General features: G+C 72.1%; 17 protein-coding genes. 7 read left to right on the forward strand and 10 right to left on the reverse strand.

What is annotated here, in order from left to right; all coding sequences use genetic code 11:
• Positions 1-96 precede the first annotated feature (96 nt).
• Together SNOUR_RS15655 and SNOUR_RS15660 are read right to left on the reverse strand one after the other, a co-directional pair.
• Positions 97-1,101, reverse strand: coding sequence for an MDR family NADP-dependent oxidoreductase (locus SNOUR_RS15655; RefSeq protein ID WP_067347386.1), 1,005 nt, complete (start codon positions 1,099-1,101; stop codon positions 97-99).
• A 169-nt stretch (positions 1,102-1,270) separates the two neighbouring features.
• A complete protein-coding gene (locus SNOUR_RS15660; RefSeq protein ID WP_067347390.1) occupies positions 1,271-3,340 on the reverse strand; it encodes a thioredoxin domain-containing protein in 2,070 nt (689 codons plus the stop codon).
• Positions 3,341-4,019: 679 nt separating this feature from the next.
• On the opposite strand from SNOUR_RS15660, the gene SNOUR_RS42975 reads away from it, so the two are divergent.
• The 3 genes from SNOUR_RS42975 (at position 4,020) to SNOUR_RS15685 (ending at position 7,086) form a co-directional block, all read left to right on the forward strand.
• Positions 4,020-5,333 (forward strand): thiamine pyrophosphate-dependent enzyme, encoded by a 1,314-nt coding sequence (locus SNOUR_RS42975; RefSeq protein ID WP_312632580.1) that lies wholly within the window; start codon positions 4,020-4,022, stop codon positions 5,331-5,333.
• Complete coding sequence (locus tag SNOUR_RS15680; protein ID WP_312632581.1) at positions 5,261-6,034, forward strand: alpha-ketoacid dehydrogenase subunit beta; 774 nt, start codon at positions 5,261-5,263, stop codon at positions 6,032-6,034. Before SNOUR_RS42975 ends, SNOUR_RS15680 begins: the two co-directional genes overlap by 73 nt.
• A 257-nt stretch (positions 6,035-6,291) precedes the next feature.
• Positions 6,292-7,086, forward strand: a complete 795-nt coding sequence (locus SNOUR_RS15685; protein WP_312632582.1) for an aldo/keto reductase — start codon at positions 6,292-6,294, stop codon at positions 7,084-7,086.
• A 60-nt stretch (positions 7,087-7,146) separates the two neighbouring features.
• On the opposite strand, the gene SNOUR_RS15690 is transcribed toward SNOUR_RS15685, so the two are convergent.
• The 3 genes from SNOUR_RS15690 to SNOUR_RS15700 form a co-directional block, all read right to left on the reverse strand.
• On the reverse strand, positions 7,147-7,926 hold the full coding sequence (locus SNOUR_RS15690) for a cytochrome P450 (protein WP_067347400.1): 780 nt from the start codon (positions 7,924-7,926) through the stop codon (positions 7,147-7,149).
• A 276-nt stretch (positions 7,927-8,202) separates the two neighbouring features.
• Positions 8,203-8,979 (reverse strand): thioesterase II family protein, encoded by a 777-nt coding sequence (locus tag SNOUR_RS15695; RefSeq protein WP_067358348.1) that lies wholly within the window; start codon positions 8,977-8,979, stop codon positions 8,203-8,205.
• A gap of 142 nt (positions 8,980-9,121) precedes the next feature.
• Entirely contained in the window at positions 9,122-10,888 is a 1,767-nt protein-coding gene (locus tag SNOUR_RS15700) for a type I polyketide synthase (protein ID WP_159425864.1), read from the reverse strand.
• 63 nt (positions 10,889-10,951) lie between these two features.
• On the opposite strand from SNOUR_RS15700, the gene SNOUR_RS46190 reads away from it, so the two are divergent.
• Both SNOUR_RS46190 and SNOUR_RS15710 read left to right on the forward strand, forming a co-directional pair.
• Positions 10,952-11,137, forward strand: a complete 186-nt coding sequence (locus tag SNOUR_RS46190) for a hypothetical protein (RefSeq protein WP_067347406.1) — start codon at positions 10,952-10,954, stop codon at positions 11,135-11,137.
• Between the two features lie 337 nt (positions 11,138-11,474).
• Entirely contained in the window at positions 11,475-14,747 is a 3,273-nt protein-coding gene (locus SNOUR_RS15710; protein WP_099055826.1) for a tetratricopeptide repeat protein, read from the forward strand.
• Between the two features lie 183 nt (positions 14,748-14,930).
• Here the strand turns inward: SNOUR_RS15710 and SNOUR_RS15715 are convergent, their stop codons facing one another.
• Together SNOUR_RS15715 and mca are read right to left on the reverse strand one after the other, a co-directional pair.
• On the reverse strand, positions 14,931-15,179 hold the full coding sequence (locus SNOUR_RS15715; protein WP_067347408.1) for an RAMP4 family protein: 249 nt from the start codon (positions 15,177-15,179) through the stop codon (positions 14,931-14,933).
• Between the two features lie 4 nt (positions 15,180-15,183).
• Complete coding sequence (gene mca, locus SNOUR_RS15720) at positions 15,184-16,056, reverse strand: mycothiol conjugate amidase Mca (RefSeq protein WP_079142676.1); 873 nt, start codon at positions 16,054-16,056, stop codon at positions 15,184-15,186.
• A 131-nt stretch (positions 16,057-16,187) separates the two neighbouring features.
• On the opposite strand from mca, the gene SNOUR_RS15725 reads away from it, so the two are divergent.
• Both SNOUR_RS15725 and greA read left to right on the forward strand, forming a co-directional pair.
• Positions 16,188-16,604 (forward strand): DUF4307 domain-containing protein, encoded by a 417-nt coding sequence (locus SNOUR_RS15725; RefSeq protein ID WP_067347414.1) that lies wholly within the window; start codon positions 16,188-16,190, stop codon positions 16,602-16,604.
• Positions 16,605-16,844: 240 nt separating this feature from the next.
• Positions 16,845-17,342, forward strand: a complete 498-nt coding sequence (greA, locus tag SNOUR_RS15730; protein ID WP_039633310.1) for a transcription elongation factor GreA — start codon at positions 16,845-16,847, stop codon at positions 17,340-17,342.
• A 93-nt stretch (positions 17,343-17,435) separates the two neighbouring features.
• Here greA and SNOUR_RS15735 read toward each other — a convergent pair whose 3' ends face one another.
• The 3 genes from SNOUR_RS15735 to ilvA form a co-directional block, all read right to left on the reverse strand.
• Complete coding sequence (locus tag SNOUR_RS15735; protein ID WP_067347416.1) at positions 17,436-18,314, reverse strand: ABC transporter permease; 879 nt, start codon at positions 18,312-18,314, stop codon at positions 17,436-17,438.
• Positions 18,311-19,354 carry an ATP-binding cassette domain-containing protein gene (locus SNOUR_RS15740; protein WP_067347419.1) on the reverse strand — a complete coding sequence of 348 codons (1,044 nt, stop codon included), beginning with the start codon at positions 19,352-19,354 and terminating at the stop codon, positions 18,311-18,313. Before SNOUR_RS15740 ends, SNOUR_RS15735 begins: the two co-directional genes overlap by 4 nt.
• A gap of 316 nt (positions 19,355-19,670) precedes the next feature.
• Positions 19,671-20,945, reverse strand: coding sequence for a threonine ammonia-lyase (gene ilvA / locus SNOUR_RS15745; RefSeq protein WP_174717873.1), 1,275 nt, complete (start codon positions 20,943-20,945; stop codon positions 19,671-19,673).
• Positions 20,946-20,984: the final 39 nt, after the last annotated feature.

Genomic DNA, 20,984 nt, shown 5'->3' on the forward strand with positions numbered 1-20,984 from the left:
TCCTTTCCGGGGAACGACGGGGAACGACGGGGAACGACATTGCCGGATGCCGCCGCGTCCGCCGCTCCGCGCGGACCGCCGTGCCGCATGCCGGCCTCACAACTCCACGAGTACCGAGCCCAGATGCTTCCCGGCAAGAAGTTCCTGCAGGGCCCGCGGGGCCTGCTCGATGCCCTGGAGCCGGGCGTGCGGGAAGGCGAGGGTGCCCTCGCGCAGCCCCTGGGCGAACAGTTCGTGCCACTGCGGGACGATGTCCAGGTGGTCGTAGAGGGCCACGCCGCGCATCGTGATGCCCCGGGAGAGCAGCGACAGGGTGTCGATCGGCGTGGTGGTCGCGGCCCCGTCGGAGAGCTGGGTGGCGAGCGCGCCCACGAGGGCGAGTCGGGCGCCGCGCCGGGCGACGGCGATCGCGGCCTGGAGCTGTTCGCCGCCCACGTTGTCGAAGAGGACGTCGATGCCCTCGGGGGCGGCCGCGCGCAGCTGCTCCTCGATGGGCCCGGCGCCGCGAATGACCACCGCGTCGAAGCCGAATTCCTTGACGAGCCGGTCGGCCTTCTCCCGCGAGCCCGTACTGCCGATGACCCGGGAGGCGCCGCGGAGCTTGGCGATCTGGCCGGCCAGGGAGCCCACGCCGCCGGCCGCCCCGGTGACGAACACGGTGTCCCCGGGGCGCACTCCGGCGCCGCGGTCGATGCCCATCAGGGCGGTGGGCCCCTGCGAGAGGTAGCCGGCCGGGTCGGGCAGCAGACCGGGGTCGAGGCGCTGCGCCTGCGCGGCGTCCACGAGGGCGTACTCGCGCCAGCCGAGGCGGTGCTGGACCAGGTCGCCGGGCCGGAGGTCGGTCCCCGGGGCAGCGACCACCTCGCCGACGGCGGCCCCGTGGAGCGGCTCGCCGACCACGAAGGACGGCATGGGGACGTCGGTGACCTCGTTCATCAGGGTGCGCATCACGGCGGTGACGGACATCAGGGAGTTGCGTACGAGTACCTGGCCGTCCGCCGGTTCCGGAACGGGGACCTCCACGATCTCGAAGAGGTCGTCGGTGACCGGTCCCGTCGGGCGGGCGGTCAGGCGGACTTCGCGGTGCGTGCGGTTCGTCATGCCCCGAGGCTAGAACCTGACGCCCACGTCAAGTTCAAGCCGGTCGCTGGCCCTAGGTGTTCTGTCCGGGGAGGTTGTCCTGAGACGGGACAGTCGCCCGGATCCGGGGCAGCCGACCGGAACCGGGCGGGAGGGGCCGGCCTACGGGCCACGGCCCCTCCGCACGCCCTCAGGAGCGCAGTCGCTCCGCCAGCTCCTCCGGGTCCGTCGTGGGCCGCTCGCAGGTGAAGTGGCGGCACACGTAGGCGGCCGGCCGGTCGTCGACCAGGGGGCGCGCCATGAGCAGCGGCACCTCCGCTGCGGCGTCCTCCCCCGGGGCGCCCAGGGCCACCACCGCCCCGGGGGCGGTGCCCAGCAGCGCGGCCCGGTGCAGTGCGCGGGTGGCCGGATCGTCCGCCGGGCCGACCACCGCGACCTCGCGCGGCCCGTCCAGCGCGGCCTCGGCGACGGCCAGCCCCCAGCCGATGAAGCGCGGCGCCCGGCCGCCCAGGGCGGTCACCACGCCCAGGGCGCGCTCCGCGGCGTCCCGGTGCAGTGCACTGCCGGTCAGCGCCGCGTACGAGAGCAGCGCGCCGGCCGCGGCGGTCCACCCGGAGGGCGTGGCGTTGTCGGTCGGGTCCTGGGGACGCCGGATGAGCCGCTCGGCGTCGGCGGCGGTGTCGTAGAGCGTGCCGTCCGGGGCGGTGAACTGCACCAGGACGGTGTCCAGGAAGAAACCCGCGAACTCCACCCAGACGCCCTCCCCGGTGACCGAGGCCAGCGTGAGCAGGCCCTCGGCGACGTTCGCGTAGTCCTCCAGGACACCGGCGTTGGGGCCGACCGCGCCGTCCCGGGAGGTGCGGTGCAGCCGGGCCTGCCAGTCCATGTGGACGCGGACGAGCAGGTCGGCGGCGTCGGTGGCGGCCTGGATCAGATCGGGCCGGTCGAAGTAGGCGCCGGTCTCGGCGAGCGCGGCGATGGCCAGGCCGTTCCAGGAGGCGACGACCTTGTCGTCGCGCTCCGGGCGGGGTCGCTCCGCACGCGCCGCGAGCAGCCGCTGCTTCACCGACGCCACCCGCGCCACCTCGACCAGGCCGCCGGTGTCGGGGAGTTGCAGCACGGAGGCGCCCTCCTCGAAGGTGCCCTCCTCGGTGACGCCGAAATACGTGGCGGCGAACTCGGCGTCCTGCTCCCCCAGTACGGTGCGCAGCTGCTCCGGCGTCCAGACGTAGTAGGCGCCCTCGGCGTGCCGGCCGGTCCCGTCGTCGCTGTCGGCGTCCAGCGCGGAGGCGAAGCCGCCCTGGTCGGTGCGGAGTTCGCGGACCATGAAGTCGGCGGTCTCCAGGGCGACCCGCCGGGCCAGGTCGCTGATTCCCTCAGCGCCTCCGTCCTGGGCGGTGGCGCGCCACAGGTGGGCGTAGACGCGGCACAGCAGGGCGTTGTCGTAGAGCATCTTCTCGAAGTGCGGAACGACCCATTCCCGATCGACGGAGTAGCGGGCGAACCCTCCGCCGAGCTGGTCGTAGAGCCCGCCGCGGGCCATCGCCGCGCAGGTCGCCTCGACCATCTCCAGGGCGCCCGCGGAGCCGGTCCGGGCGTGGTGACGGAGCAGGAACTCCAGGGCCATGGACGGCGGGAACTTGGGTGCGCCGCCGAACCCGCCGTGCACCGCGTCGAATTCACGGGTCAGGCCCAACAGGGCGGCGGCCAGCTCCTCGGGGCGCGGGGGGCGCTGCTCGCCCTTGTCCAGCGACTCGGCCAGCGAGCGGCCCGCGAGGTCGGCCACGATCCGGCCGGCGACCTCGCCGACCTCGTCGCGCCGGTCGGCCCAGGCACTGCGGACCCCTTCGAGGACCTGCCGGAAGGACGGCATGCCGTGGCGCGGCTCGGGCGGGAAGTACGTGCCGAAGTAGAAGGGCTCGGCGTCGGGGGTGAGGAAGACGGTCATCGGCCAGCCGCCCTGACCAGTGGCGGCCTGCACGGCCTCCATGTAGACGGCGTCGACGTCCGGGCGCTCCTCGCGATCGACCTTGACCGCCACGAAGTGCTCATTGAGCAGCGCGGCGAGCGCCGGGTCCGCGAAACTCTCCCGGGCCATGACATGGCACCAGTGGCACGCGGAGTAGCCGACCGACAGCAGAACGGGCACATCGCGCCGCCGCGCTTCCTCGAAAGCCTCCGGCGTCCACGGCCACCAGTCGACGGGATTGTCGGCATGCTGAAGCAGATAAGGCGAGGTCACACCAGCCAACCGGTTCATACGGCCCAGCCTCTCACAATGCCCACCCCCGTCCATGAGGCCCGGTCGAGCCGCGTGGCGTCCGCGACCGCGACACCAACGACGAGGCCGACGGCGGTCCACAGACACCAGGGACTGCCAGTCACCGGTGTCCGGCGATCCCCGATGACTGGCGAAGCCTCCGTAGGGTTGGCGGCCCCCGGTGTCTGGCGATCCTCGGGTCGGACGGACATCGAGTCGATCTTCCCTTTCGGATACGGCCCGTTGTACACCGCATCCGTCCACAGTGATCTTGCTGTACAGCGCGCCGACAACGGTCCGACGGCCGTGGTGACCGTACGCAACACCGGCGACCGCGCGGGCGAGGGGACCGTGCACGCATATCTCGGCGTCAGCACCGACGCCACCATGCCGCAGGTGAAGAAGTAGCTCGCCGGCTGCGCGAAGTCGGCCTTCCAGTCCGGTGAGAGCAAGCCGGTCGCGGTCACGATCGACGAACAACAGCAGCGGCACCGGAACGCCCGGGTGCACGACTGGCGGCGGGCCCTGCGCGAAGCGCACCGTCCGGGTCGGCGCATCGGCGACCGCCCTCACGGCATCCCGGAGCGTCACCGTGCCGTGCCCACGGCCGCGACCCCGACCGACCCCAGTATCGGGCCCCTGTCCCCCCTTGGAACTTTCTGAGAGCGAGGAACTATTCGTGGAACCACGGCAGTTGCTGCGCAACATGGTGCGCATCCGGTGCGCCGAGGAAGTCATAGCCGACGTCTACCGCGATGAGCAGGAGATGCGCACGCCCGTGCACTTCTCCATCGGTCAGGAGGCCACCGCCGTCGGCGTGTGTACCGCGCTGCGCCGCGAGGACGTCGCCTACAGCGGTCACCGCTGTCACGCCCACTACCTGGCCAAGGGCGGCGATCTGCGCGCCATGGTCGCCGAGTTCTACGGCAAGGAGTCCGGCTGCGCGTCGGGCCGCGGCGGCTCGGTGCACCTGACCGACCAGGAGGCGGGCTTCGCGGCCTCGTCGGCGATCCTCGGCGAGATGATCTCGGTGGCCACCGGTGCCGCCTGGGCCTTCGCCCGCGAAGGGGCGCCCCGTGTGGCGGCCACCTTCTTCGGCGACGGCGCCTCCGAAGAGGGCGTCTTCCACGAGTCGTTGAACTTCGCCGCCCTGCACCGGTTGCCTGTGATCTTCGTCTGTGAGAACAACCAGTACGCGCTGGGTTCGCCGGTCACCGCCCGCCAGCCGTCGGGCACCAGCATCACCGGCCGGGCCCGCGGCTACGGCATCCGCGCCGAGCAGGTCGACGGCAACGACGTCCAGGCCGTGTACGAGGCCGCGCACAAGGCGGCGCTGCACTGCCGTGAGGGCAACGGCCCGTACTTCCTGGAGCTGGACACCTACCGCTGGCGCGAGCACGTCGGCCCGCACTGGGACCACGAGCTCGGCGTCCGCCCCCAGGACGAGGTGGAGTCCTGGATCGAGCGCTGCCCCATCCGCCGGACCACTCAGGCACTGCGCGCCACCGACCCCGGTATCGAGGACGCGGTGGCCGCCTGGGACCGGGAGTTCCGCGCCGAGGTGCGCGAGGCGATCGCGCTGGCGAAGGCGAGCCCGTTCCCCCGTGTCGAGGACCTGCTCTGCGGGACGTACGAGAACCGAAGGGGTAGCGGACAATGCGGAAACTCACCTACTGCCAGGCGATCAGCGAGGCGACGGCCCAGTGAGGCCGACCCGTCCATCGTGCTGGCCGGCCAGAGCGTCGACGACCACAAGGGCGTCTACGGCACCACGGGCGACGCCTTCGCGCGCTTCGGGTCCGCGCGGGTGATGGACATCCCCAACGGCGAGAACACCTTCGCGGGCATCGCCGTCGGCGCCGCGTCGATGGGACTGCGGCCCCTGGTGGTGCACACCCGGGACGACTTCATGTTCCGGCCATGGACGGCATCTTCAACCTCGCCGCGAAGTGGCGCTACATGTACGGGAACCGGGGCAGCGCGCCGGTCGTGATGCGCGGGATCATCGGCCGCGGCTGGGGCCAGGGCGCCACCCACTCGCAGAGCCTCCAGTCGCTGTTCGGCCACTTCCCCGGCCTGTACGTGGCGACCCCGGATTCGCCCGCCGACGCCAAGGGTCTGCTGATCAGCGCGCTGCGGGCGGACACCCCCGTCATCCTGCTGGAGAACCGCGGGCTGTACGGCCTAGAGGGCGAGGTCCCCGAGGAGCCGGTGGCGGTCCCGTTCGGCAAGGGGCGGATCGCCCGGGCCGGCGACGACATCACCATCGTGGCGGCCTCGCTGATGGTCCACGAGGCCGAGCAGGCCGCCGAGGTGCTGGCCGGCCACGGCGTCAGCGCCGAGGTGGTCGATGTGCGCAGTATCCGGCCGCTCGACGACGCGATGATCTGCGAATCGGTCGCGAAGACCGGCCACTTGGTGGTCGCGGACACCAGCTGGGCCCGCTACGGATTCTCGGCGGAGGTCGCCGCCGTGGTGGCGGAGAACGTGCCGCAGGCGCTGCGGGCGCCGGTCCGCCGGGTCACCCCGCCGGACTGCCCGGCGCCGGTGTCCTGGCCGCTGGAGAACGCGTTCAACCCCGGCGCCGAGACGATCACCCGGGCCTGCCTGGAAACGCTGCGCTCCGCGCAGGGCTCCGTGCCGGAGATCGAGGACGTGGAGGACGTGATGGCCGGCTTCATCGGCCCGTACTGATCGGCCCCTGCTGATCGGCCCCCGCTGACGGTCGTCGGACCGCCGGACCGCCGGTTCACGGTCGCCCGCGGCGGCCACCGTGGACCGGCCCCCTCGGCACCACGTGCCTGGCACGGCAGCGCGAAGCCCACCTCCCGCGGGGTCGTTCCCCACCGGCCGTCGGTAGTCTCCAGGCGGAAACCTGGATCAGGAGGAACCGAATGGCGCAGTGTGACCGGACCACCTTCGCGCTGGGTGGAGACCTTCCAGTTCACCGGATGGGATTCGGCGCCCTGCGGCTGACCGGCCCGGGCTACTGGGGCCCGCCGGAGGACCGTGCGGCGGCGCTCGAAATAGCTCGGCTGGCCGTCGACCTCGGCGTGTCCTTCATCGACACCGCCGACTCCTACGGGCTGGGAGCCAGCGAGGAAGTGCTGGCCGAGGCGCTGCGCCCGTACCGCGACGGCCTGGTGATCGCGACGAAGGCCGGCCAGTGCCGCCCCCGTCCCGAGCAGTGGGTACCGCTGGGCCGGCCCGAGTATCTGCGTCAGCAGGCCGAGTTGAGCCTGCGCCGGCTCGGGCTCGACCGCATCGACCTCTTCCAGCTGCACCGGATCGATCCGAAGGTGCCGGCGGCCGAGCAGTTCGGCGCGCTCAAGGAGCTGCAGGACGAGGGGAAGATCCGGCACATCGGGCTGTCCAAGGTCACCGTCGAGGAGCTGGAGCAGGCCCGTGAGCAGATCACCGTGGCCAGCGTGCAGAACCTGTACAACCTGACCGACCGGCACAACGACGAGGTCGTCGACTACTGCGAGAAGCACGCGATCGCGTTCGTCGCGTGGCTGCCGATCGCCCGCGGTGAACTGGCCGCAGAGGGCAGCCCGGTGACCGCCGTCGCCACCGAACTGGGCGTGTCCACGGGCCAGGTGGCGCTGGCCTGGCTGCTGCACCGCTCCCCTACGGTGATCCCCATTCCCGGCACCAGCTCGCCGGTGCATCTCAAGGAGAACTTCGCGGCGTCGGACATCGTGTTCTCCGACGACCAGTTGGCCCGGCTCGACGCCCTCGGATGACCGAGCGCCCCGGGGGAAGTGCGAAGACACTTCCCCCGGGGCGGGTGGTGGGACGGTCGGTCAGGAGGAGGGCACCACGACCTTCGTCTCCAGCGGAAGGCTCGTCGAGGAGGAGCCGACGTACACCGACCTGGTGCCGGCGCCGGTGGACCACCCGTGGGTGGTGCTGTTCCAGTACTTCAGCTGCTGTCCGGCGACGTGGACGGTCACCCGCCGGCTCTGGCCCGGCGCCAGTTCGACCTTGGCGTATCCGGCGAGCGCCTTGTCCGCCTGCGGTGCCTTCACCTCGGGGCTCGCCCCCAGGTACACCTGCGCGACCTCCTTGCCGGCGCGCTGCCCACTGTTGCGCAGCAGCACCGCGCCGTCCTCGGCGACCTGCTGAACGAGCCGGAGAACGTCACCGTCCAGTGCACGAAGGACAGTTTCTCGTCCAGCGTCATCTTGCTCACCAGCGGGTGCCTGCAACGTGGCAAGTGGGGCGACCAGTTCGTGATGCCCGCCCCCTTGCAGGGGCACGGCTTCGGCGCGGCGCGGATCGAAGCGCTCGGGGTCGGCGAAGACCTCGGGGTCCCGGTTGGCAGCGGCCAGCAGAACAACCAACTGGCTGCCCGCAGCGAGGTGTTGACCGGCGATCTCGACGTCCTCGCGGGCAACCAGGGCGCACAGGTGCACCGGCGGATCGCTGCGCAGCGTCTCGTCGATCACCCGGGGCAGCAGGCCGGGTTCGGCGCGCACCGCGTCCCGTCGTGCGGGGTCGGCCAGCAGCGCCAGCACCTCGTTGCACACCAGACTCGACGTGGTCTGGACACCGATGGCGGCCAGCAGCATCGCCGTCGCCACCGGTCGCCGCCACCTCGCCGAGCAGACCCCCGTCAGGGCGTCCGGCGAACTGGCCGCGCAGCCGATCCAACGCGGTGATCAGGGCGCGGGTCGGGACGAGCTGCTGCGGGCACACCTCGGCGTCCAGCGCGTTGCCGAGGGCGGTGCAGTGCTCGGGGAGGCCCGGCCGGTCCGCGGCCGGCACGGCGAGGAGTTCGGCCAGCACGCCGACGTACCACTGAGTCCCGCGGACCAGCTGCATCATGCCGCCGAGTTAGCTGTCCGTCAGATTTTTCATTACGCCCCAGGCCGCCGGGAATCCGCCGCGAGAAGCTTCCCGGAAATCTGGTCGCAAATCGCTTCGCGGTGCTCGTTCACGTAGAAATGGCCACCGGTGAAAACCTTCATGTCGAATTCCCCGGTGGTGTGCTCACGCCAGGCCCGGGCGTCCTCGATGCTCACCCTGGGATCCTCGTCACCGATGAACGAGGTGATCGGGCAGGAGAGCGGCGGACCCGGCCGATAGACATAGGTCTCGATCGCCTTGTAATCGCCGCGGATGGCGGGCAGTGCCATCCGCAGAATTTCCTCGTCGTCCAGCGCCTGGCTGTTGGTTCCGGCCAGCCGCCGCACCTCCGCGATGAGTCCGGCGTCATCGCGCCGATGGACCGACTCCGGCCGGTGGATCGACGGCGCGCGGCGGCCGGACACGAAGAGGTGGGCGGGAGTGACGCCGGCCTCCTGCTCCAGCATCCTGGCCACCTCGAAGGCCAGTACCGCCCCCATGCTGTGCCCGAACAGGGCAGGTCGGGCGCCCGTGATCGGGCGCAGCGCCTCGAAGACCCGGCGGGCGAGCGTCAACAGGTCTTCCGCGCAAGGCTCCCTCAGCCGGTCCTGTCGCCCCGGATACTGCACCGCGCGCACCGCGAGCGCCGGTGACAGCTGCCGGGAGAAGGGGAAGTAGAAGCTCGCCGAACCGCCCGCGTGCGGGAAGCAGGAGAGCGTGGCCGCAGCTGGCGAAGCAGGATGGAACTCCCGCACCCACAGGCCCGTGAACTCGTCGAAGACCGCCATCACCGCTCCCCCGTTTCCACGCACACCGACTGCCCCAACGGCGTGGGCAGACCAGTTCCAAACATACTCGCAAACGGTTTACTGAGTCCGTCAGCGGATACTTCGAATGAGTTTGTACGGCCGATCGGAACCGAACGGGTCATCACACGACCCCCGTCAGCCACTGGTTAATCGAATCCGCTGTCACGCTAGCGTACTCGGCCATCATGGTGAAGTGGTTTCCAGGCACATCAACCGTGGTGTGAGCGAAGTCCCAAGAAGACCGCCAGTCACGTTCTCCGGACCATTCGGCCATCGGCTCGCTGGCGCGGACCAGCAGCGTCGGCGCCTTTGTGAACCGCTGCCTGGTTGCCAGGAATTGGTCGTACGCACCCATCGCGGTGAGCCGGAAGTCATCCATCGCCACGTACGCCGACTCCCGTTCGAACGTCCACCTCGCCAGGTCCTGCTGCCACTCCACGAGCAGCTCCAGGTCGTCCGACGAGTAGATGTCCGCCAGCACCACGGCGGCCGGCGCGGTGCCGGCCTCCTCCAGGTGGCAGGCGAGCGCGTTCGCCATGGTCGCCCCTCCGGAGTGCCCGAACGGCACGAACGGCCGTCCCGCCGTGTGCGCGCGCACGGCCTCGGCCTGCACGCGCAGCGCGTCCTCCAGGTCCACGGGGAGCGGTTCGTCCCTGCCGTAGCCGGGCAGCGGAAGCGCCGGGACGTCCCGCACCCCGCGCATCGCCGAGGCGAACCTCGCGAACTCGTGCGGCCCGGCGATGGCCGCGGTACCGCTGCAGCAGATCAGCTCCGGCTTCGCCGGCCCTTCGGCCAGCCGCACCAGGGCCGGTGGCCGCGGCGCCGAGGACGCGTCGAACCTCGGCCGGAACCGCGCCGCGTCGGCGAGCAGCGTGACGAAGTCGGAGAGCGTGCCCTGCTGCACCGCCTGCCGGTACAGCGACCCCAGGAACCCGGATGCGGCGCCTTCCACCGGCGCCGCTTCGGCACCGACCAGCTCGGCGTGCAGGAAGTCCGTCAGCGCACCGAGGGTCGGGTGGTCGAAGGTCAGGGTCGCCGGGAGGTCCAGACCGGTGGCGGCGGCGATGCGGTTGCGGAGTTCGACCGCGGTGAGCGAGTCGAAGCCCCGCTCCAGGAACGCCTGCTCCGGCCGGACCCGGTCGGCCGACGCATAGCCCAGCACGGCGGCCACCTCGGTCCGCACCAACTCACCGACCACTGCGCCCCGTTCGGCTTCGGGCAGCTTCGCCAGGCGCTCGGCCAGCGGCACACCGTCCGCCGCCGACGCCGACTGGGCCACCGGCCGGGTCGGGAGCAGCCCGTCGAGCAGCGGGCTCGGCCGCAGCGCGGTGAACGCCGGGCCGAACGCGGCCCAGTCGACGTCCGCGACGACGACGGCCGGCTCGGTCCGCCCCAGCGCCTCCCGCAGCCCGGCCAGGGCCAGTTGCGGGGACATCGCGGGCCGTCCGCCACGGCGCAGCCGCTCCTCGTGCGCGCCGTCCTCGGCCATCCCCGCCTCGGCCCATGGGCCCCATGCGACGGACGTGGCCACCAGCCCGTCCGCCCGGCGCTGCTCGGCCGGTGCGTCCAAGTAGGCGTTGGCGGCGGCATAGTTGCCCTGTCCGGCCGCGCCCACCGTGCTGGCGAACGACGAGAACAGGACGAACGCAGACAGGTCGAGGTCGCGGGTCAGCTCGTGCAGGTTCCGCGTCGCGTCCACCTTGGGCCGCAGCACCCTGGCCGTCTGCTCGGCGGTGAGGGTGTCCAGCAGTCCCGGATCCAGCACCCCCGCCGCGTGCACCACCGCGGTCAGCGGCGGACCGGACAGCCCGGCGAGCAGCGCGGCCAGCGCACCGGAGTCGGCCTCATCGCAGGCCCCGACGGTGACTTCGGCGCCACGCTCGCGCAAACCCGACTGATCGACCTCGGCCGCGGCTCCGCCTGGTTCGACACCGGTACGCACGAAAGTCTCATGGACGCCGCACTGTTCGTGCAGGTCCTGGCCAAACGCCAGGGCATCCGGCTGGCGTGCATCGAGGAGGTCGCCTTCCGCATGGGCTTCATCGACGAGGACCAGCTCGCCTCGCTCGGCAAGGAGTTCGTCGCCAACTCCGCCTCCGGCTACGGCCACTACCTCATGGACCTCGCCGGCACCTGACGTCGCGTCCCGTCGGCGCGGGAGCCGGGACTCGGGACAGCACGCCGAACCGCCCCGTCCGACCGCCCCGTCCGACCGCCGGGGCCGGCGTGCCGGAGCGGATACGGGGAAGTCTCATGAGCCAGGTGGTTCGGCATGAGGCCGTCCTCCCCCTCTGGGGCCGCGGGTGCCGGGCGGGGCGGGAGTTATCCACAGCCCTGCCGGGAACTGCCTGGGAGCGGAACACTGTCCGTACGGCGATGACCACGCCGGGGGCGGGCCGCGGCGGCGGGTTCCGGTGATCCGCCGACGACTGCTGGACCGCCAGGACTACTGGCGACTGCTGGAGGGGACGGGCATGCCGGGCGAACTGGCTGGGCTGCGGGACGGCCACCGGAAGGAAGCGGACGGGCTGCTGACGCGGACCGTCGAGGAGGAGGCGCGCCGCTCGGGCGGCCGGATCGACGGCGCGGCGCTGCTCGGCAGGGCCCGGGCGGCGCTGGACGAGCTGGCCGCCTCGGCGGAGGAGGAGTACGGGGCGTACGTCCGCGCACTGGACGAGGCTGCGGCCGGCCGACGGCCGCTCGGGGAGCGGCTGTCGCGCAAGGAGTTGGGCACCCCGGTGGTGGCGTCCGCGGTGGCCGCGGTGGCCGCGTTCGGTGCGGACCTGGCGGCGGGCACGGGCGGCGGCCCGGCGCTCGGGGCGGGCGCCGCGGCGCTGGTGGCGGGCGCGGCGGCCACGGTCGTGAAGCTGACCGCCGGCCATCTCCCGGCGGCGCACCGCCACGCCGGGATGCGGGGCCAGCCCGGCGGGCCCGAGCAGTTGCGGCTCCAGTGGTTGACGGCACTGGAGGTGCGGGGCATCCGGCCGTTCCTCGACCAGCAGCGGATGCTGGCCGCGGCATCCCGGGGCGGCGGTTCGTCCGCCGCCCGGCCGGCGGGGAAGGGCACCCGGGGGCCGCAGCTGCGCGGCGCGGACCGCAGCGCGGCGGCCCGCAGGCGCTCGGTCCTGGAGCGGTCTTTCGCCCAACTCCCCCAGCCGGACGGCCCGTTCGCCGGGCGCCGGACGGAGCTGGCGCAGCTCGCCCAGTGGGTGCAGGCCGGCCGGGCGAGCACCGAGACCCGGCCGATCGTGGTGGTGCTGCACGGCGAGCCGGGCTCGGGGCGGACGGCGCTGGCGGTGCGGGCGGCGCACCAGCTGCGCGATCAGTTCCGCGGCGCGTGTCTGGTGGATCTGCGCGGCGACACCCCGGGCGAGGTACCACTGCCGACCCGGGACGCCCTGCTGCACCTGCTCAACCGCCTGGGCGCGCCGCGCGAACAGCTGCTGTTCCGCGAGCGGCCCGCCCAGGAGCAGCACGTCAAACGACTCACCGAGGTCTACCACCAGCATCTGACCGGCCTCCCGGTGACGCTGCTGCTGGACGATGCCTCGGACGCCGAGCAGGTCCGGGCCCTGGTGCCGGACCGCTCCGACAGCCTGGTCCTGGTCACCTCCCGCACGCCGCTGGAACTTCCCGCGGACCTTCAGGCGCGGGTGCACCACCTCCCGGTGGCGGCACTGGACGCGGCGGGCACCGAGGAACTCCTGCGGTCGGCGGCGCCCGCCGGGGAGGCCCCGGCGGACGGCACGGCACCGTACGACGCACAGTCGATCGACCGGATCTCCGAGCTGTGCGCCGGACTGCCGCTGGCGCTGCGGGTGGCCGGCTCGTCGCTGGGCAGCCGCTCCCCCGCGGTGCTGGCCCGGGAGCTGGCCGCGGTCGACGAAGCGGCGCCGGTGGAGCGGGCGTTGTCGCTGCGCTACGCCGACCAGCCGCCGCAGGCCCGGCAGTTGCTGCGCCGGTTGGCCCTGGTGGGCCGGGCGAGCCTGGGGGTGGCCGCCGCGGCGGCGCTGCTGGGCGTCCCGGACGCGGAGGCGAAGCGCCAGCTGACGGCGCTGGCCGAGGCCGGGCTGATCGAGCACGTCCGCAGCGCGCGCTACCGCCTGCACCCCCTGGTGCACCGCTTCGCGCACGCCCGGTTGGCCGTCGAGGAGGAGCCGGCCGAGCGCGCCGCGGCCCAGGAGCGGCTGATCCGCGGCTATGCGGAACTGGCCGACGCGGTGATCCGGCTGGTCGACGGCAACACGTCCACCCGCGCCGACCGCTTCGGCCCGCACGGCTTCGCGTCCCTGGACGCGGCCCTGCAGTGGCTGGACGACGAGACCAGCTTCATCACCGCCGCCCTGCGCCACGCCGATCAGGACGTCGACCAGGACACCGTCTCGCACCTGCTGGGCGCGCTGTGCGACTACTGCCTGCTGCGCGGCGACCTCTACCGCCTGGGCGAGCTGAGCGAACTGACCCGGGCCGCCGGCCAGGGTCTGCTGGTGCGCTCGGTGCAGTGGCGCACCGGCGTCGCGGCCCGTCAGCTGGGCGAGCTGGACCGGGCCCGGACGACGCTGTCATCGGTGGTCGATCTCTACTTCGAGGCGCAGCACCCGGTGGGCGCCGCCCGCGCGCTGCGCGATCTGGGCATCACGCTCCAGCAGCAGGGCAGTCTCACCGAGGCCGCGGCCAAGCTGCGGGAGGCGCTGGACCTCCAGACCGGCCCCGAGATGCGCGGCGACCGCGCCTGGACGCTGCACGCCCTGGCGGCGGTGGAGCGGGACCGCGCCCGGCTCCCCGAGGCGTTGGAGATGCTGCGGGAGTCGCTGGCCCTCCATGAGGAGAGCGAGAGCCTGCACGGCCAGGCGTGGGCGCACTTCCAGCTCGGCCAGGTGCATCTGCGCCGGGGCGATGTGCCGAGCGCCGAGGCCGCGCTGGGCGCCGCACTGGAGCTGTACGGCCGGACGCACGACGACCGCGGCACGGCCTGGGCGATGACCCAGCTGGCGCGGGCCCGTCTGGTGGCCGGCGACACCGGCCCGGCCGTGGACCAGCTGCGCCAGGCGCAGCCGCTGCACCGCCAGCACGAGGACGCCCGCGGTGAGGCGTGGACGATGTACTACCTGGGCCAGGCGCTGGAGGAGCGTGGTGAGCGCGACGAGGCACTGCGGCAGCTGGAGCGCGCGCGGAACATGTTCAGTCGGATGCAGGACGGCTACGGCCTGGCCTGCGCCCGGCACCACGCGGGCCGGGTGACCCGGGATCTGCGGGCCGAGCAGACGGGTTCGCTGCGCAACAGCGGCTTCGCCCGCCAGCTGCTCCAGGACGCCCGGAAGGACTTCCAGCGGATCGGGGTGGCGCACGGCGAGGCGTGGTCCGTGCTGGAGTTGGTGATCATCGACGCGGGCAACGGCCGGACGGCCCAGGCGCTGGCGCTGGCCGACGAGGCCGCGCAGCTCTTCGCGGGCTACGGCGACCGGCGCGGTGAGGACTGGGCGCGGTTCCTGCGGTGCACGCTGCTGCCGTTCGCCTCACCGGGTGGTTCGGTGGTCGGCTCGGCGGTGGCGCAGGAGGAGCTGGCGCAGCTCGTGCGGGAGCGGCACGACGGCCGGGACGCCAAGCTGGCGGACTCGGCGGGGACCTTCGCGCTGCTGCTGGAGCGTGGGGTGGAGCCGGAGTCGGGGTGGCAGGGCTGGCGGCTGGGCATGGTGCCGGACCGCCACGCCAGGGAGGTCATGGCGGTGTCCGCGACGACGGAGTGACGGTGCCGGCCCACGCCGGCCCGCGACCGCGGCGTCCGGCCCGCGGCACGGCTCGCCGACCGCTTGGGTCAGCGAGCCGCCGGGCCGGTCGGCCGGCCGCTGCCAGACGGCCGGTTCACTGACCGCCACCCGGTCCTCGTGCCCGTGCGCCGTGCGCCGCGTCCGCGGCCCGGCGCCGGGCCGTCAGCTGGTCTTCGGCTTCGGTGCCGCGGCGGCCGGGGCGGTGGTGGCCGCCTGGCCGTCCTCGGGGGTCTCCTCGAAGTCCACCTTGCGCATGTGCTTGTTCATGGACTTCATCAGCAGCCATACGGCACCGCCGATGACCGCGAAGACGATGAAGCCGAGGACGCCGGGGGTCACCTTGTCCTTGTCGAAGCTGTCGGCAAGGGTGACGAAGTGCGTCAGGGCGAGGGTGCTGGTCGCGCTCATCATGGGCTCAATTGTTGCGGATGCCCGCGAAGAGGTCGTCCTCGGGGAGCGAAGTGTCCACGAGCGACTTCGCGAGCTCGTATTCCTCCGTCGGCCAGACCTCGCGCTGGATGTCCATCGGCACCCGGAACCACCCGCCGTCGGGGTCGATCTGGGTGGCGTGGGCGATCAGTGCCTTGTCGCGGATCTCGAAGAAGTCGGCGCAGGGGATGTAGGTGGTCAGCGTGCGCTCACGCCGCTCGAACTGCTTCCACCGCTCCAGCCACTCGCCGTAGGGCGACTCCATGCCGCGCTCCAGCAGCGCCTCGTGCAGCGCGATGGTCCGCGGCTTGTTGAAGCCCTGGTTGTAGTAGAGCTTCTGCGGCTGCCAGGGCTCGCCGGCCTCCGGGTACTTCGCCGGGTCGCCGGCCGCCTCGAAGGCCACCATCGTGATCTTGTGGGTCATGATGTGGTCCGGGTGCGGGTAGCCGCCGTTCTCGTCGTAGGTCGTGATGACCTGCGGCTTGAACTTCCGGATCAGCTTCACCAGGGGCTCGGCCGCGGCCTCGACGTCCTGGAGGGCGAAGCAGCCCTCGGGCAGCGGCGGCAGCGGGTCGCCCTCGGGGAGCCCGGAGTCGACGAAGCCCAGCCACTCCTGCTTGACGCCCAGGATCTCCCGGGCCTCGTCCATTTCCTTCCGGCGTACCTCGTGGATGTGCTCCTCGATGTACGGGTCCCCCTGGAGTTTGGGGTTGAGGATGGAGCCTCGCTCGCCGCCTGTGCAGGTGACGACCAGCACGTCCACCCCCTCGGACACGTACTTGGCCATGGTGGCCGCACCCTTGCTCGACTCGTCGTCGGGGTGTGCGTGGACCGCCATCAATCGCAGCTGCTCAGTCAAGACTCGATCCTCAGTGAAAGGCCGGAGAAGATGCCTCCTATAGTGACCGAAGCGAGGGGGCGCTGTATTCCCTGGGGCGGGGACCCCTCAGGGGTCTGATGGTTCCCGGTCCCCTACCAGGAGGATGGATCATGACCGCGGTGCGCGAAGGGCTCCCGGACGGACGCTACGGCCGTTCCGCCGACCAGCGCGCGGACCGCAAGCTCAAGATCATCGGGGCGGTGCTCGGCGTGGTGCTGCTCGGCGTGGTCGGCTGGCTGGGCGTCTCGTACATCTCCGGGCAGGACCTCAGCGGCCGGATCATCACCTGGCAGGCGGTCTCCGACCACGAGGTCAAGGTCCACCTCGAAGTGGTCAAGGGCGCGGACGACACCGGGGTGTGCACGCTGCGTTCCCAGGCCACCGACGGTTCCGAGGTCGGCCGCAAGGACGTGACCATCGACCAGCGCACCGGACAGGTCGACACCGAGGTCACGGTGCGGACGACGAAGCGGGCGACCAACGCCATCCTGGTCGGCTGCACGGGCTCCGCGGCCGGCACCGGCTGATCACGGCGGCGCGCCCCCGGCGCTCACCGTCCGCAAGATCCCGGTGACTCGAACGGCCGACCCCCGTGTCCCGTCCGATCGCCTCTGATCAGCGGCGATGCACTCTCGTGCAACCACTGTGAATTTCCTCTTCCCCCTTTTGTGCCGGAATTGTTAGGCTCGTGGTTTCGCCCACCTGTGAAGGCGCAAACCTTCCTGGTAGGGCGTTTGATTTATCCCCAGTACCGACGAGGAGCACCTGTGACCCAGACCAGTGAGAACGTCACCTGGCTGACCCAGGAGGCGTATGACCAGCTCAAGAAAGAGCTGGAGTACCTGTCTGGTCCCGCACGCGCCGAGATCACCGAGAAGATCCAGGCGGCCCGCGAGGAAGGTGACCTGAAGGAGAACGCCGGGTACCACGCGGCCAAGGAAGAGCAGGGCAAGCAGGAGCTCCGCGTCCGTCAGCTCAAGCAGCTGCTGGAGAGCGCGAAGGTCGGCGAGGCCCCCGCGGCGAACGGCGTGGTCGCTCCCGGCATGGTCGTCACCATCGCGTTCGACGGGGACCCGGACGACACCCTGGAGTTCCTGCTGGCCTCGCGGGAGTACGCGAGCGAGGACATCGAGACCTACTCCCCGCAGTCGCCCCTGGGAACCGGCGTGAACGGCAAGAAGATCGGTGCCGACGCCGAGTACGAGCTGCCCAACGGCAAGAAGGCGTCCGTGAAGATCCTCGACGCCAAGCCCTACACCGGCTGAGCCTCGGGGCGCACGGAGATCAAGCGCAGCGGAAGCGGCCCGGAGCACAGGCTCCGGGCCGCTTCCGCGTGTGCGGGCGGGCCGCCGGGGACTTCAGGCGGTCGCCGAGCGGTACTTGCGGACCGCCAGCGTGCGGAAGACCGCGATGATCAGGACCGACCAGAGCACCGAGGCCAGCACCGGGTGCTCCATCGGCCAGGCACCGGTCACCGACCGGGGCACGCTGTCGATGGTGTTGCCGAACAGCTGCCGGGCGCCGGCGACCGTGGCGCTGAACGGGTTCCACTCCGCGATGTGCTGGAGGACCGCCGGCATGCCGTTGACCGGTACGAAGGCGTTGGAGATGAACGTCAGCGGGAAGAGCCAGATCAGCCCGCCGGAGGTGGCGGCCTCGGGCGTGCGGACCGTGAGGCCGATGAGCGCGCCGATCCAGGAGAAGGCGTAGCCGAGCAGGAGCAGCAGCGCGAAGCCGGCCAGCACGCTCGCCGGGTTCTCGTGGCTGCGCCAGCCGATCAGCAGCGCGACCACCGCCAGCACCACCAGGGTCAGCGCGGTCTGCACCAGGTCGGCGAGGGTCCGGCCGGTGAGGACCGCGCCGCGGGACATCGGCAGCGAGCGGAACCGGTCGATCAGCCCCTTGTGCATGTCGTCCGCGATGCCCGCGCCGGCACCGGCGGTGGCGAACGTGACGGTCTGCGCGAAGATCCCGGCCATCAGGAACTCCCGGTACGCCTGGGTGTCGCCGGCCTGGGCGCCGGGGAGGGCGATGGATCCGCCGAAGACGTAGGTGAACAGCACCACGAACATGATCGGTTGGATCAGTCCGAAGATCACGACCTCGGGGATGCGCAGCATCCGGATCAGATTGCGCTGGGCGACCACCAGGGAGTCGCGCACGGACCGCGTGAGGCCGCCGCGCGACCGCGGGGTCCGGGTGGGGGCCTCGTCGGCCGCGTGACCGACCGCACTCATCGCACACCCTCCTTCGTCGTGGCCGCGCCGGCCCGGTCGCCGCTCGCGCCTCTCTTGCCGTTCCCCTGCCCGTTCCCCTTGCCGTCGCCGTTCTCCGCCGCCTCGGCGACGTGCCCGGTCAGCGCGATGAAGACGTCGTCGAGGGTCGGGCGGCGCAGCCCGATGTCGTCGATCTCCACCCCGCGGGTGTCCAGTTCGCGGATGACCTCGGCGAGCAGCCTGGCGCCGCCGGCCACCGGGAACGTGAGCTTCCGGGTGTGCGGATCGACCGCGCCCTCGCCCTTGGCGACCGCGCGCAACACCCCTTCCGCCACGGTGAGCTGGTCGGCCGCGTGCACCACGACCTCGATCCGCTCGCCACCGGTGCGGGCCTTGAGCTGGTCGGAGGTGCCGCGGGCGATGACCTTGCCGTGGTCCACGACGCAGATGTCGTGCGCGAGCCGGTCGGCCTCCTCCAGGTACTGGGTGGTGAGCAGCAGGGTGGTACCGCCGGCGACCAGTTCCTGGATGACGTCCCAGAGCGCCTGGCGGTTGCGCGGGTCCAGGCCGGTGGTCGGCTCGTCCATGAACATCACGGGCGGGCTGACGACCAGGGCGGCGGCGAGGTCGAGCCGGCGGCGCATCCCGCCTGAGTAGGTCTTGGCGGTGCGGTCGGCGGCGTCGCCGAGGTTGAACCGCTCCAGCAGTTCCTCGGCCCGGCGCTTGGCCTCGCGCCCGCCCATCTGGTAGAGCCGGCCGACCATCACGAGGTTCTCCCGGCCGGTCAAGTACTCGTCGACGGCGGCGAATTGACCGGACAGGCCGATGGAGCGGCGCACCGCGTCGGGGTGCGCGAGGACATCGATGCCGGCGACCCGCGCCGTGCCCCGGTCGGGTCGGAGCAGGGTCGTCAGGACCCGCACGGCGGTGGTTTTGCCGGCACCGTTCGGGCCGAGCATTCCGAGGACGGTTCCTTCGGGAACGTCGAGATCGACGCCGTCCAGTGCCCTCACCTCGCCGAAGGTCTTCACCAGACCTTCGGCATAAATGGCGCCTGGCATGTGGCTACCCCCATGGCATGGAGTCGGTGGGTTCCAGGTCGGATACGACGGATAAGCCGAATAGTACGTTTTTGCGGCGTTCGCAGCCCGGCTTTCGAGAGATCCCGGACGATCGGTGGAGCCGGGTGCATCCGGGGGGCGCATGATCCGGGCGCGCGCCTCGGGGCGCTCGTCCGCGGCGGGGCGCCATGGCCGTGGCGCGGCACCCCCGCGTCCGCGCCGACACTCTACTCCCGAACGCGATACATCGCGTTACGAATGGCGATGATGCGCCTGCGCCGCCCGGACCCGGCGGGAACGGCCGGGCGCCCGTGGCTCAGACCGCGAGCACGTCGTACCCCGCCTCGCGCAGCGCCGTGGTCACCTCGGCGCAGTGCTCGGGCCCCTTGGTCTCCAGGTGGAGCTCGACCTCGACCTCGGTGAGCCCGAGCCGGGGGTCGATGCGGACGTGTCCGACGTCGAGGACGTTGGCGTCCGCCACCGTGAGGACGCCGAGGAGGTTGGCCAGCGCCCCCGGGCGGTCGGTGAGGCGGACCCGGAAGGAGAGGTAGCGGCCGGCCGCGACCATGCCGTGGCGGAGGATCCGCTGCATCAGGAGCGGATCCACGTTGCCGCCGGAGAGCACCGCGACGACCGGCCCCTCGAAGGAACCGGGCGAGGACAGCAGCGCCGCGACCGGGCTCGCGCCCGCCGGCTCCACCACCAACTTCGCCCGCTCCAGGCAGAGCAACAGGGCGCTGGACAACGCGTTCTCGGTGACCGTGACGACCTCGTCCACCAGCTCGCGCACGACGCCGAACGGCACGTCGCCGGGCCGCCCCACCTTGATCCCGTCCGCCATCGTGGCCAGCGGCTCGATCGCCACCGGGCGCCCCACCGCCAGCGACGGCGGATAGCAGGCAGCGGCCGCCGCCTGCACCCCGACCACCCGCACATCCGGCCGCAGCGCCTTGACCGCGAGGGAGATGCCGGCCGCCAGCCCGCCACCGCCCATCCCCACGACGACGGTGCGCACCTCGGGGCACTGTTCGAGGATCTCCAGCCCGACCGTGCCCTGGCCCGCGATGATGTCGCGGTGGTCGAAGGGGTGGATGAAGACCGCACCGGTCCGCCGCGCGTACTCCTCGGCGGCGGCCAGCGTCTCGTCCACGACCTGCCCGTGCAGCCGGACCTCGGCGCCGTACTCGCGGGTCGCGGCGACCTTCGGCAGCGGGGCGCCGACCGGCATGAAGACCGTCGAGGCCACCCCGAGCAGGGACGCCGCGAGGGCCACGCCCTGCGCGTGGTTGCCGGCGCTCGCCGCCACCACTCCGGCGGATCGTTCCTCCGCCGAGAGGCCGGCGATCCGCACATACGCGCCGCGGATCTTGAACGAGCCGGTGCGCTGGAGGTTCTCGCACTTCAGATGGACGGGGGCGCCCACCAGCTCCGACAGATAGCGACTGCCCTCCATGGCGGTGGCCCGGGACACCCCGGAGAGCAGCTTCTGTGCCGCGCGCACGTCGTCGACCGTGATCCCGGCGAGCGCCGCCGGTGCGGCGGCCCCGGAGCCGGCGGGCTGGTGCGGCGTACGCGGCGTGTGGTCGGCCATGCGGCCAGTCTCGCAGTTCGGCCACCCGCGGGACGTTTC

The sequence above is a fragment of the Streptomyces noursei ATCC 11455 genome (genome assembly GCF_001704275.1).
In the GTDB taxonomy this organism is placed as follows: Bacteria; Actinomycetota; Actinomycetes; order Streptomycetales; family Streptomycetaceae; genus Streptomyces; species Streptomyces noursei.

Excerpts from the sequence above, each read along its gene's own strand:
- SNOUR_RS15655 (WP_067347386.1), bottom strand. The coding sequence starts at position 1,101 with ATGACGAACCGCACGCACCGCGAAGTCCGCCTGACCGCCCGCCCGACG.
- SNOUR_RS15740 (WP_067347419.1), bottom strand. The coding sequence starts at position 19,354 with ATGCCAGGCGCCATTTATGCCGAAGGTCTGGTGAAGACCTTCGGCGAG.
- SNOUR_RS15695 (WP_067358348.1), bottom strand. The coding sequence starts at position 8,979 with ATGGCGGTCTTCGACGAGTTCACGGGCCTGTGGGTGCGGGAGTTCCAT.
- SNOUR_RS15715 (WP_067347408.1), bottom strand. The coding sequence starts at position 15,179 with ATGATGAGCGCGACCAGCACCCTCGCCCTGACGCACTTCGTCACCCTT.
- SNOUR_RS15660 (WP_067347390.1), bottom strand. The coding sequence starts at position 3,340 with ATGAACCGGTTGGCTGGTGTGACCTCGCCTTATCTGCTTCAGCATGCC.
- SNOUR_RS46190 (WP_067347406.1), top strand. The coding sequence starts at position 10,952 with ATGGACGCCGCACTGTTCGTGCAGGTCCTGGCCAAACGCCAGGGCATC.
- SNOUR_RS15735 (WP_067347416.1), bottom strand. The coding sequence starts at position 18,314 with ATGAGTGCGGTCGGTCACGCGGCCGACGAGGCCCCCACCCGGACCCCG.
- SNOUR_RS15710 (WP_099055826.1), top strand. The coding sequence starts at position 11,475 with ATGCCGGGCGAACTGGCTGGGCTGCGGGACGGCCACCGGAAGGAAGCG.
- ilvA (WP_174717873.1), bottom strand. The coding sequence starts at position 20,945 with ATGGCCGACCACACGCCGCGTACGCCGCACCAGCCCGCCGGCTCCGGG.
- SNOUR_RS15680 (WP_312632581.1), top strand. The coding sequence starts at position 5,261 with ATGGACGGCATCTTCAACCTCGCCGCGAAGTGGCGCTACATGTACGGG.
- SNOUR_RS15725 (WP_067347414.1), top strand. The coding sequence starts at position 16,188 with ATGACCGCGGTGCGCGAAGGGCTCCCGGACGGACGCTACGGCCGTTCC.
- SNOUR_RS15685 (WP_312632582.1), top strand. The coding sequence starts at position 6,292 with ATGGGATTCGGCGCCCTGCGGCTGACCGGCCCGGGCTACTGGGGCCCG.